The 11,971-nt window shown below is 71.6% G+C and carries 11 protein-coding genes; 7 read left to right on the top strand and 4 right to left on the bottom strand.

Annotated features, from left to right (window positions below):
- A partial coding sequence (locus ACTWPW_RS27350) for an alpha/beta hydrolase family protein (protein WP_443170299.1) occupies positions 1–704 on the top strand: 704 nt, incomplete at its 5' end.
- A gap of 186 nt (positions 705–890) precedes the next feature.
- Here the strand turns inward: ACTWPW_RS27350 and ACTWPW_RS27345 are convergent.
- A complete protein-coding gene (locus ACTWPW_RS27345) occupies positions 891–1,286 on the bottom strand; it encodes an SSI family serine proteinase inhibitor (RefSeq protein ID WP_443170298.1) in 396 nt (131 codons plus the stop codon).
- A gap of 206 nt (positions 1,287–1,492) precedes the next feature.
- Between ACTWPW_RS27345 and ACTWPW_RS27340 the strand changes: the two genes are divergently transcribed.
- The 6 genes from ACTWPW_RS27340 (at position 1,493) to ACTWPW_RS27315 (ending at position 8,265) form a co-directional block, all read left to right on the top strand.
- Positions 1,493–2,299, top strand: coding sequence for a GNAT family N-acetyltransferase (locus tag ACTWPW_RS27340; RefSeq protein ID WP_443170297.1), 807 nt, complete (start codon positions 1,493–1,495; stop codon positions 2,297–2,299).
- A 66-nt stretch (positions 2,300–2,365) separates the two neighbouring features.
- The gene (locus ACTWPW_RS27335; protein ID WP_375118863.1) at positions 2,366–3,799 is read left to right on the top strand and encodes an Nramp family divalent metal transporter; all 1,434 of its coding nucleotides are present in this window, start codon (positions 2,366–2,368) and stop codon (positions 3,797–3,799) included.
- A 7-nt stretch (positions 3,800–3,806) separates the two neighbouring features.
- A complete protein-coding gene (locus tag ACTWPW_RS27330) occupies positions 3,807–4,160 on the top strand; it encodes a VOC family protein (RefSeq protein ID WP_443170296.1) in 354 nt (117 codons plus the stop codon).
- A 39-nt stretch (positions 4,161–4,199) separates the two neighbouring features.
- Positions 4,200–6,131: a zinc-binding dehydrogenase gene (locus tag ACTWPW_RS27325; protein WP_443170295.1), complete on the top strand. Its 1,932-nt coding sequence runs from the start codon at positions 4,200–4,202 to the stop codon at positions 6,129–6,131.
- A gap of 17 nt (positions 6,132–6,148) precedes the next feature.
- Complete coding sequence (locus tag ACTWPW_RS27320) at positions 6,149–7,105, top strand: helix-turn-helix transcriptional regulator (RefSeq protein WP_443170294.1); 957 nt, start codon at positions 6,149–6,151, stop codon at positions 7,103–7,105.
- A gap of 35 nt (positions 7,106–7,140) precedes the next feature.
- Complete coding sequence (locus tag ACTWPW_RS27315; RefSeq protein WP_375118867.1) at positions 7,141–8,265, top strand: C45 family autoproteolytic acyltransferase/hydolase; 1,125 nt, start codon at positions 7,141–7,143, stop codon at positions 8,263–8,265.
- On the opposite strand, the gene ACTWPW_RS27310 is transcribed toward ACTWPW_RS27315, so the two are convergent.
- From ACTWPW_RS27310 to ACTWPW_RS27300, 3 genes are read right to left on the bottom strand one after another with little or no spacing between them, the layout of a single operon-like run.
- Entirely contained in the window at positions 8,226–9,734 is a 1,509-nt protein-coding gene (locus tag ACTWPW_RS27310; RefSeq protein ID WP_375118868.1) for an AMP-binding protein, read from the bottom strand. The two genes, ACTWPW_RS27315 and ACTWPW_RS27310, sit on opposite strands and share 40 nt — an antisense overlap.
- The gene (locus ACTWPW_RS27305; RefSeq protein ID WP_375118869.1) at positions 9,735–10,757 is read right to left on the bottom strand and encodes an acyl-CoA dehydrogenase family protein; all 1,023 of its coding nucleotides are present in this window, start codon (positions 10,755–10,757) and stop codon (positions 9,735–9,737) included.
- Positions 10,754–11,920, bottom strand: coding sequence for an acyl-CoA dehydrogenase family protein (locus tag ACTWPW_RS27300; protein WP_443170293.1), 1,167 nt, complete (start codon positions 11,918–11,920; stop codon positions 10,754–10,756). Before ACTWPW_RS27300 ends, ACTWPW_RS27305 begins: the two co-directional genes overlap by 4 nt.
- Positions 11,921–11,971: the final 51 nt, after the last annotated feature.

Genomic DNA, 11,971 nt, shown 5'->3' with positions numbered 1-11,971 from the left:
CCCTGGCCGAGGACCTGGCCAGCCGCGGGTACGTCGTGGCCGGCATCGACCACACCTACGAGAGCTACGCCACCACCTTCCCCGACGGGCGGATCGCCGAATGCCTCGCCTGCGACAGCGACTCCGATCCCGGTTTCGGCGCGGGATTGGTTCAGGGCCGGGCCGCCGACGTCTCCTTCGTGCTCGACCAGTTGCCATCGAAGTGGGACGGCACCGACCGGATCGACCGCGCCCGCATCGCGATGGTCGGCCAGTCGATCGGCGGGGCCAGCGCCATGGCAACCATGGTGAACGACTCCCGGGTGCGCGCCGGTATCGACATGGACGGCACCACCTACGCCCGGATCCCCAAAAACGGGCTCTCCCGGCCGTTCATGTTCCTGGGCTCCGCACGGCACGTCCCCGGAGGCCCCGCCCCCACCTGGGACCGCGACTGGAAACTGCTCACCGGATGGAAGCGCTGGATCGTACTGACCGGCGCGGAACACCAGTCCTTCACCGACACCCCACTGCTGGCGGACGCCCTCGGCATCAAGTCCCTCCCCGGCGTCCTGCCCGCGGCGCGCGCCGCCGAACTCACCCGCACCTACGTGGCCGCCTTCCTCGACCAGCACCTCAAAGCACGACCCCAGCCCCTCCTGGACAAGCCCTCCGCTCGCAATCCCGAGGCCAAGTTCTGCCCCGCGAGCTGCGCTCCCGCCTGAGGCCGCGGGCGCCGCCTTCTGCTGACCCAACGTGACCAGGGCCTGGTGGGGCTCGGCGTACTCATGGTGGTCAGCGGCGTTGCGCTCGGCTTCCCGGTGCCTGGACGAGCTTCCGGGCACGGCGCCGGGCGGTGCGGGCCGGGAAGGCCTGTCCGCGGTGTGGTGCGCGGACAGGCCGGGGGTGCTTCAGACGAGCGGGCCGAGCTTTCGCTCCATGACGCATCGGTTCGGGAACTCCGCCCGGTACGACACCGGCATGTCGTACCAGTATCCGGCCACCTCCACCCGCACCGGATCGATGTTGAGCGGGCAGGGCCCGGGATCGGCGTCGAGCGCGTCTATGTGGCCGTCCACGTCACGAAGGGCGGCGCAGGCCGCCTCCGGGCGTGGGTGGAGGCCGCCGTCCGGGTCACAGGTCAGACGCATCGAGTAAGCCCCGTCCGCGATGGGCGTGACGGTGATGAAGAGCTCGGCTCCCGTGGCGGCGCCGGCGGGGAGCGCCGCGAACGGCATCGCGAGGGCCGCGGCCGCGCACAGTCCGAGCGCGGCCAGCCTGCGGGCGGCGGTCAGCATGAGCGTCATGGGGGATCCTCCCTGGTCGACGGACGTCCCGGGCCTGGGACGACGCACCCACCATGACTACAGTCGGCGATCCTCATGTGACTACTGGTGATGCGGCCACCTCGGGGTGCTTGTGTGGCTACAGACAGCTGTCTGCGCAGGTCATGGACCTGGCACGGTCGCCGGGTCTGTCGTGCCGGGGCCGAGGGGCGTGCGTAAATGGGGGGATGAGCAGTCAGGATGAGGCGGCGGCCGTGGCCGGTGTGGTGATCAGGGAGTTGCGCGAGATCGGCGAGTTCGAGCAGGTCTACCGGCTCTTCGACGAGATCTGGCATCCGCGGCCGACCAATGTGCCGGTGACGCTGGAACTGATGGTCGGGTTCGCGCGCACGGGCAACTACGTCGCGGGGGCGTTCTCCGGGAAGACGATGGTGGGGGCGTCCGTCGGGTTCCTGGCCAGGGGGCGGGCGTTGCACTCGCACGTGACCGGGGCCGTCGTCGGGCAGGGGGTCGGGTACGCGCTGAAGCTCCACCAGCGGGACTGGTGCCTGGAGCGGGGGCTGGAGAAGATCACCTGGACCTTCGATCCGCTCGTACGGCGTAATGCCCGGTTCAATCTGGTCAAGCTGGGCGCCCGGCCGGAGGCGTACCTGACGGATTTCTACGGCGTCATGGCGGATGCGATCAATGAGGGGGACGCGTCCGATCGGTTGCTGGCGGTGTGGCACATAGGGGAGGGACGTGGGGAGGGTTGCCCCGAGGCGAGTGGGGCGCGGCCCGTGCTGGAGGAAGGGGCGGACGGCGGGCCGGTGCTCGTCGGTGGGGCCGCTCCGGGCGGCGCGGTGAACGGGCAGCCGGGGGCGCGGGTCCTGGTGGGGACGCCGCGGGATGTCGAGAGGCTGCGGCGGGCGGATCCGGGGGCGGCGAAAGCGTGGCGGGCGGCCGTCCGGGAGGTGCTCGGCGGGGCGATGGAGGCCGGTGGGCGGGTGGTCGGATTCACCGATCGCGGAGAATACGTGGTGTCGATCAACTAGCTATTCCACTAGCGTTTCGGGTCTCTGTAATGTGACGGATAGGTAAGTCGAACAAGGGAGATCCGCATGGCGGAGTTCACCCCCACCGTTCCTTCGCGCGTCCTACCCCCCGTCGCTGTCCGCGACCTTCCCGAACCGCCCCGATCGACCTGGCGCATCATCGGCCCCGGCCTTGTCGGTGCCGGTGTGGGGCTGGCGTCGGGCGAGTTCATCCTCTGGCCGTACATCGCCTCGCAGGTCGGCCTCATCTTCATCTGGGGCGCCGCGATCGGCATCATCACCCAGTGGTTCCTGAACATGGAGATCGAGCGCTACACGCTGGCCACCGGCGAGACGGCGCTCACCGGGTTCAGCCGGATGTGGAAGCACTGGGGCCTGGTCTTCGTGCTGATGACGCTGGCCTCCAACCTCTGGCCGGGCTGGGTGACCACGTCCGCGACCATGGTCACGTACCTGACGGGCACCGGCCAGGGCTCCGTGCGGTGGATCGCGATCGCGATGCTGATCATGATCGCGCTCGGGCTGACGCTGGCGCCCGTGATCTACACCATGCTGGAAAAGGTGATCTTCGTGAAGATCGCCCTGGTGGCGACGCTGGCCGTGGTCGCGGTCCTGGTCGCCATCAGCGCCGAGAGCTGGCTGGAGCTGGGCAAGGGCCTGACCGTCGGTGCCCGGTTCCCGGTGCCGCCGCTGGACTTCGCGGTGCTGATGGGCGCCATCGCGTACGCCGGCGCGGGCGGTGGCCAGAACCTCTGCCAGAGCAACTGGATCCGCGACAAGGGCTTCGGCATGGGCCTGTACGTGCCGCGCCTGGTCAGCCCGGTCACCGGCCACGAGGAGGCGGTGTCCTCGACCGGCTTCCAGTTCGCGCCGACGAAGGAGAACCTGGCGCGCTGGAAGCAGTGGTGGCGCTTCGCGAACGTCGAGCAGGCGTGGACGTTCGCCATGGTGTCGTTCGTGACGATCGCGCTCATGTCGATGCTGGCCTACTCCACGGTCTTCGGCCGGTCGGGGCTGGAGAACAGCATCGCCTTCCTCGAGGTCGAGGGCCAGGTGCTGCAGGAGACGGTCGGCACGTGGTTCGGGCTGCTGTTCTGGGTGATCGGGGCGCTGGCCCTGTTCGCCTCGGCCATGGGCATCGTCGACTACACCTCGCGGCTGGCCTCCGACACGATCAAGACGGTCTACCTGCGCGACAAGTCCGTCTCCGTCAACCGGGTCTACTTCTTCGTGGTCTGGGCGATGGCGCTGATCGGCACCGGGATCCTGCTGGCGGGCCTCGACCAGCCGCTCATCCTGCTGGTGTTCTCGGCGTGCTTCGCGGCCGTGATGATGTTCGTCTACTCGATCCTGCTGATCATCCTCAACCGGCGGGCGCTGCCCGAGGCCATCAAGGTCCGCTCCTACCGGCTGGGGGCGCTGATCTGGTCGGTGGCGTTCTTCGGCACGCTGACCGTGATCGTGCTCATTCAGCAGGCGCAGAGGCTGTTCGGCGGATGATGTACAGATGATCAACGGCGCTCATCTGATCATCTACAGCCGGGACGCGGACGCCGACCGGGCGTTCATCCGCGACGTTCTCGGCTACCCGCACGTCGACGCGGGAGGTGGCTGGCTGATCTTCAAGCTGCCTCCCGCCGAGATGGCCGTCCATCCCACGGACGGCGCCGACATCCACGAGCTCTACCTCATGTGCGACGACCTGGACCGGACGATGGCCGAGCTGGGGGCCAGGGGCGTCGAGTTCGCCGCGCCGGCCGGCGAGGTGAGCTGGGGTCGGGTCACGGCGATCAACCTGCCGGGCGGCGGGCGGCTCTGCCTGTACGAACCGCGCCACGAGACGGCGTACGACCTGGAGTGACTTGACCTCAATCGAACTTGAGGTACCAGACTCGGCGCCATGAACGTGGTCGAGGTAACGAAGTTCGGCGGCCCCGAGGTGCTCGTGGCCGGTCAGGCACCGGACCCCGTCGCGGGGCCGGGCCGGCTGGTGATCGGCGTGTCGGTGACGGACGTCATGTCCATCGACGCGCAGTTGCGCGGCGGGTGGGGGCGCGAGTGGTTCCCCGCCGAGCCGCCCTTCGTGCCGGGCACCGGGGTGGCCGGGCACGTGTTGTCCGTGGGCGACGGGGTGGACGCCGGGTGGCTGGGCCGGCGGGTCGCCGCGCAGGTCCCCGGTGGCGGCGGGTACGCCGAGCGGGTGGTGGCGAGTGCCGAGACGGTCGTCGGGGTGCCCGATGGTGTGCCGTTGTGGCGGGCGGCGGCGCTGATCCAGGTGGGGCCCGCCGCGCTGAGCCTGGTGGAGGCGGCCGGTCTGGAGCCCGGGGCGAGAGTGCTGGTCACCGGGGCCGGTGGGGCGCTGGGGCTGGCGATCGTCCGGCTGGCGGCCGCGGCCGGTGCCCGCGTGACGGCCGCGGCGCACGGCCCGGCCAAGCGCGCGGCGGCCCTGGAGGCGGGGGCGGCGGAGGCCGCCGACTACCCGGATGTGACCACGAGGGCCGGGGAGGTCGCGGCTCCTGAGCCAGGATCGGCGCGGTTCGACGTGGTGTTCGACGGGGTCGGGGGTGCGGTCGGCGGGGCCGCGTTCGAGCTGCTCGGGCGCGGCGGGCGGTTCTTCGCCCACGGCGTCCCCAGCGGCTCGACCGCCCTGGTCGACCCGGCGGTGGCCGAGCGGCGCGGGGTGCGGCTGATCGGCATGGAGCAGGTGCAGTTCGCTCCCGCCGAGTTCCGGCGGCTGGCCGAGCTGACCCTGCGGGAGGTCGCGGCCGGCAGGCTGACCGCCGCCGTCGGCCTGGCCGTGCCCCTGGAGCGCGCGAGCGAGGCGCACGCCGCGCTGGAGGCCCGGGAGCTGGTCGGCAAGGCTCTCCTGCTGGTCACCGCCCAGGCCGTCCGCTACCACAGGCACGGCGGTCCTGAGGTGCTGGAGCTGGACGAGGTTCCGCTCCCCCAGCCGGGCCCCGGCCAGGTACGGGTGGCGGTCAGGGCGGCGGGCGTGAACCCCATCGACCGGAAGCTGCGCACGGGCTTCCTCAGCTCGCCGATCGAGGGCCCCCAGGGCACGGGCATCGAGCTGGCCGGGACGATCGACGCGCTCGGCTCCGGGGTGACCGGGTGGCGGCTGGGCGACCCCGTGTTCGGTCAGGTGGCGCAGGGGGCGGCCGCCACGCATGCCATCGCCGAGGCGGACGCGCTGGTGCCCAAGCCGGACGACCTCACGTACGAGGAGGCCGCCGCGCTGCCCGTCGCCGTCGAGACGGCGGCCCGCACGCTGCGCGAGCTCGGCCTCCGGGAGGGGCAGACGCTGCTGATCCACGCCGTCGCGGGCGGCGTGGGCCTGGCCGCCGCGCAGCTGGCCCGCGCGCTCGGCGTCAGGGTGGTCGGCACGGCCGGCGAGCGCCACCACGCCTTCCTGCGCGGGCTCGGCGTGCACCCCGTCACCTACGGCGAGGGGTTGAAGGAGCGCCTGCCGGAGACCGTGGACGGGGTGCTGGACGCCTCGGGGAGGGGCGAGCTTGAGCTGTCGGTCGAGCTCACCGGCGACCCGGAGAAGGTGGTCACGATCGCGGACCCGGCCGGGGCGGGCCGGCTCGGAGCACGGTTCTCGACCGGCAGGGGCGTCGGGGCCGTCGCCGCGGCGCAGGCGCTGCGCGATCCGGTGGCGGCCGCCCTGGGCGAACCGGCGGCGGGGAACGGGCGAACGGCCGCGGGTGTGCGGGTGCCGGTCGCCGAGGTGTTCCCCCTGGAACGTACGGCCGACGCTCATCGCCGCAGCGAGGACGGCCACTTCCTGGGCAAGCTGATCATCATTACGGAAGCGTCCTTGCCGCATTAGCGGGCACACTGGTGCGCATGCTGGAAACCTCGGCTCGCCTGCTGAAGCTCCTGTCTCTCCTCCAAGCGCACCGGGACTGGTCGGGACCCGAGCTCTCCGCCCGGCTCGGCGTCTCGACCAGGACGATCCGCAACGACGTCGAGCGCCTGCGCTCGCTCGGCTACCCGGTGCACGCCACACCGGGCGTGGCGGGCGGCTACCGGCTGGGCGCGGGGGCCGCGCTGCCGCCCTTGCTGCTCGACGACGAGGAGGCCGTGGCGGTCGCGGTCGGGCTCGGCCGCGCGGCCGGGGGCGGCGTCGAGGGCATCGAGGAGACCTCGGTACGGGCGCTGGCCAAGCTGGAGCAGGTGCTCCCCTCCCGGCTGCGGCGGCGGGTGAACGCGCTCAACACGTACACGGTCCAGATCCCCGGCAACGCGCCCGCCGTCGCGCCGGACGTGCTGACCACGATCGCGAACGCCGCCCGCGACCACGAGCGCCTGCGCTTCGACTACACCGGCCACGAGGGCGGGTCCACCGTACGGAACGTCGAGCCGCACCGCCTGGTGCACCGGCACGGGCGCTGGTACCTGGTCGGCTACGACGTCGACCGGCAGGACTGGCGCACGTTCCGGGTCGACCGGGTCAGCCCGCGCACGCCGTCCGGCCCCCGGTTCACCCCGCGCGAGCTGCCGGGGGACGGCGACGTGGCGGCGTACGTGGAGCAGGGCGTCAACACGGCGATGTGGCGCCACCGGGCCACGGTGCTGCTGCACGCCCCGGCCGAGCGGGTCCGGGCGCTGCCGCTGGGCCTGGAGATCGAGCCGGTGGACGAGGCCACGTGCCTGCTCAGGCTGGGCGGCGACGACCTGGGCGGGATGGCGGTGTGGATCGGCTTCATCGGCGTGGACTTCGAGGTGCTCGACCCGCCGGAGCTGGCCGAGCACGTGCTGCGGCTGTCAGAGCGCTACCGGCGGGCGGTCAGCGGCCGGTAAGGCCCCGGTCAGCGCCCCCGGGCAGGCTCGGGGACATGAAGAACATGACGCACGTGGCGGGGAGCAAGGACGACTTCCAGCTCGTCACCCACCTGACGCTCACCGGCAGCCAGGTCGAGATCGGCCGGACGCTCACCGAGGAGGCCCGCCGGCTGGGCTGGGCGCCCGCACCGGTCGACCCGATCGTGAACCGGGCCCGGCGCACCTGGTTCGAGCGGCACTGGCCGCAGCACCACGCCCGCATGGACGGCGCCGCGGCGGCCCTCGGCCTCGACCCGGACCAGGACGAGCTGGCCCTCGACAGCCTGAGCTTCATCCCCGAGGGCTCCGGTTGCTCGGCGATGTGGGTCCCGCCGTCTGCCGCCACCGACGGCCACGGCCGGGTGGGCCGCAACTACGACTTCTTCCCGACGACCGCGAGCGAGATCATGGGCGGCACGCCCCGGCCCGGCGAGCTGCCCATGTCGTCCCGGCCGTACGTGATCACGACGATCCCCGACGAGGGGCTGTCCTCGACGGTGATCACGATGAACGACCTCGACGGCTGCATGGACGGCATCAACTCTGCGGGCCTGGCGGTCATGCTGCTGATCGCCGACTTCGAGACCGCGGCACCGCCGGAGGGCCCGATAGCGCCGCAGGTGGGCCTGGCCAGCGTGCAGTTGCCCAGGTTCGTCATCGACACCTGCGCGAACGCCGACCAGGCGAAGCAGGCGCTGCTGGGCGCCAAGCACTACGACTACGGCACGCCCCTGCACTACCTGATCGCCGACGCGCACGGGCAGGCGTTCGTGTGGGAGCGGGGCAGGGACGGCAGCGAGCACATCATCGAGTTCGGCGACGGCCCGCTCTGCGTCACCAACCACCTGCTGCACCGCCACCCCGACCCGATGGACCTGCCCCGGGACAGCGAGTCGAGCTTCGAGTCCTTCGCCCGGCTGCGCTCGCTGTACGAGCGCAGCAAGGGCGCCACCCTGTCACCGCGGGAGCTGCGCGACAGCCTGCGGGCGGTCCGGCCGGCCGAGGATCCGGCCGTGCCGTTCCGCACGCTGTGGACCACGGTCTTCGACACCGCCGACCGCACCCTGTCCACCCGCTTCTACCTGGGCGACGGTGACCGTTACAGCGAGGAGCTGGTGTTCCCGGCCTCCGCCAGGTAGTCCTCGCGCACCTTCGAGCGCGACAGCTTGCCCGTGGGGGTGCGGGGCAGCACCGCGCGATATTCGATCACCTTGGGCTGCTTGAACCGGGCGATGCGCGGCCCGCAGTGCTCCAGCAGCTCGGCGGTCAGCTCGGGGCCGGGCGGGTACCCCTCGGCGGGCTGCACGAGGGCGACCACGTTGTGGCCCCATTCCTCGTCGGGCACCCCGATGACGGCCACGTCGGCCACCGCGGGATGTTCGAGCAGCGCGGCCTCGATCTCGGCGGGGTAGATGTTCACCCCGCCGGAGACGATCAGGTCGGTACGCCGGTCGCACAGGAACAGGAAGCCGTCGGCGTCCAGGAAGCCGATGTCGCCGGGCGTGTACCACTCCCCCAGCATGCTGGCGGCCGTCTTGGCCGGGTCCTTGCGGTACTCGAACGAGCCCATGCCCGACTTGACGTAGATCATGCCGGGCTCGCCCGGGGGCAGCTCCATGCCGTTCTCGTCGCAGATCTTGGCCTCGAACGTGGGCGCGGGCCGGCCGACGGTGCCCGGCTTGGCCAGCCAGTCGTGCGGCTTGACGGAGAAGGCGATCGTGGACTCGGTGGAGCCGTAGTACTCGTACAGCACCGGACCCCACCAGTCCATGATCTGCTGCTTGACCGCGACCGGGCAGGCGGCGGCGGTGTGGATGACCTGGCGCAGGCTGGACACGTCGTACTTGCCCCGGACCTCCTCCGGCAGCTGCAACATCCGGTGGAACATGGTCGGCACCATCATCGCGTTGGACACCCGGTAGCGCTCGATGAGCTCCAGGATGTTCAGCGGCTCGAACTTGGGCGTGATGACCACCGTGTGCCCCAGGTGCAGGGCGAACTGGGCGTGAGCGCACGGCGCCGAGTGGTACATCGGCGAGGTCACCAGGTGCACCTCGTCGCCCGCCTTGAGGTCCACGACCTCCCCGAAGAACCACGTGTAGAGCGGCACGAGCGCCTCGGGCTCGGCGCCGGCCAGCGGGCGCTGCACGCCCTTGGGGAAGCCGGTGGTGCCGGAGGTGTACCACATGACGGCCCCGGAGGTACGGTCGCCGGGCGCGCCGGAGGGCTGACCCGCCGCCAGGCCGTCGGTCCCGATCTCCCCTCCTGGCACGGCGTGATCGGGGCCGGTGACGACGACCTTGGCGTCGCAGTCGCCCAGGATGTACGCCACCTCGGAGGCGGTCAGATGCCAGTTGATCGGCACGTAGTAGAGCCCGATCTGGCCGGTCGCCATGACCATGACCAGGGCGTCGATCCCGTTGGGCAGCACGCCGGCCACGACGTCACCGGTGCCGAGCCCGCGGGCCCGCAGGCCGTGCGACACCTGGTTGACCCGGGCGAGGAGGTCGCCGTACGACGTCTCGGTGCCGTCGGTGTCGATCACGGCGAGGCGGCCGGGATCGGCGGCGGCGATGGCGTAGAAACCCGGTAGCTCGCTGATGTCCATTCAGAGCTCCAGCAGTTGTGCGAGTCGGGCACGGTGGATCCGGGGCGGGCCCAGCAGCACTTCGTCCGCCTTGGCCCTCTTGTAGAACAGATGCGCGTCGTGCTCCCAGGTGTAGCCGATCCCGCCGTACAGCAACAAGTGGTCGCGGGCCACCTCGAAGCAGGCGCGGCCGACGTACACCTGGGCGAGCGCGGCGGCCTCGGGCAGCTCGTCAGGGGACTCGTCGGCGGCCCAGGCGGCGTACCGGACGATGGACTCGGCCTGTTCGAGCTTGCAGTGCATGTCGGCGAGCTTGTGCTTGACGCCCTGGTAGGAGCCGATGTAGCGGCCGAAGGCCACCCGGATCTTGGCGTAGGCCACGATGGCGTCCAGCGCCGCCCGCATCACCCCGAGCTGCTCGGCCGCCAGCGCCACGCAGAGCCGGTCGAAGACGCCGGTCTCCGGCGCCGCCCCCAGCACCCGCGCGGGAGCGCCCTCCAGCACCACCGTCGCCTGGCCGCGGGTGAGGTCGAGCGTCTCCAGCGCGGTCCTGGTGACGCCCGGCCCGGCCAGCTCGACCGCTACCATGAGCAGGCCGTCGGCGCCGCGCGCGGGCACGACCAGCACGTCGGCGTCCATGCCGGAGAACACCTGGGCCAGCGTGCCGCTGGCGGCCGTGCCGTCGAGGGAGACCTCGGTGCCGTCGATCGTGGCCGCCACGCGGCCCTCGGCGATGCCGGTGCACAGCTCCTTGTCGGGCACGAGCGACAGCGCGAGCGCGGTGAACGCGGTGGCCAGGAAGGGGCCGGGCAGCAGGGCGGCGCCCGTCTCCTCCAGCGCGACCGCCAGCTCGGTCATCCCGGCGCCGGCGCCGCCGTACTCCTCGGGGATGACCAGCCCCGACAGGCCGAGCTCGCCGTTGAGGCGGGAGTACACCTGCGGGTCGTAGCCCTCGCGGGCCTTGCGCAGGGGCGAGGCGGTGCGCAGGAAGGCGCGTACGGTCTCGCGCAGCTCCTGCTGTTCCTGGCTGAGTACGAGCTTCACGCCTGCGTCCCCACCTTCAGGTCCTTGAACGGCACGGTCTTGTCCACCCGCGGCTCCGGCGGCAGTCCGAGCACGCGGTCGCCGACGATGTTGCGCATGATCTCGTTGGTGCCGCCGCCCAGCGCCATGCCGGGGGCCATGGAGATCGCGCGGGCGAGGGGGTGGCCGGCCAGCGCGGCCTCCGGCCCGACGAGCTGGGTGGCCAGGTCCGCCTGGAACAGGGTCAGCTCGGCCAGCAGCAGCTTGGCGGCGCTGCCCCGCGCGCCGGGGAAGATCCCGGCCCTGGTCTCCTGGGCCAGCCGCTGGTTGAACAGGGCCAGCGCGCGGCTGCGGATGTGCAGCTCGACGAGCTGGTCGCGGACCAGCGGGTCCGCGGTGTCGACGGCCCGGCGCAGCGCCTCCAGCGAGGTGGGGTTGTCCTTCTGCCCGCCCATGCCGACGCCCGCCGAGATCGACAGCCGCTCGTGCAGCAGCGTCGTGACGGCCACGCTCCAGCCGTCGTTGACCTCGCCCACGCGGTGCTCGTCGGGGATGGTGACGTTGTCGAAGAAGATCTCGTTGAAGTTGGCCCTGCCGGACATGTCCTTCAGCGGGCGGACCGTCACGCCGGGGTGGTGCATGTCCACCACGAACATGGTCAGGCCCTTGTGCTTGGGCACCTCCACGTCGGTGCGGGCGAGCAGCAGGCCCCAGTCGGCGTGGTGGGCGACCGAGGTCCACACCTTCTGGCCGTTGACGATCCAGTGGTCGCCGTCGCGTTCGGCCCTGGTCTGGAGGCTGGCCACGTCGCTGCCGGCCCCGGGCTCGGAGAAGAGCTGGCACCAGATCTCCTCGCCACGCAGCAGCGGCCGGACGAACCGCTCCCGCTGCGCGTCGGTGCCCCGGTCGACGATCGTGGGCCCCGTCATGCCGAGGCCGATCGAGAACACGTAGGTGGGCAGGGTGTAGCCGGCGGCCGCCTCGGCGAAGGCGCGCTCCTCCGCCTGGGTCAGCCCCTGGCCGCCCCACCGTTCCGGCCAGGTGATGCCGGAGTAACCGGCATCGTAGAGCTTGGCCATGAAGTCCTTGGCGTGGGCGATCCCGTCCGTCTCCGGATAGTCGTCGGATGGAACGTTCTCCTGCAGCCAGGCCCCGGCCGCACGCCGGTAATCAGCAAGATTCACATCGACTCCTCGGCATCAGTGACCACTTACTCTAGTCAGGCCACCGCGGCC

It is taken from the genome of Nonomuraea sp. KM90, assembly GCF_052246675.1.
Taxonomy (GTDB): domain Bacteria; phylum Actinomycetota; class Actinomycetes; order Streptosporangiales; family Streptosporangiaceae; genus Nonomuraea.
This window is presented reverse-complemented; position numbering and strand designations above follow the sequence as displayed.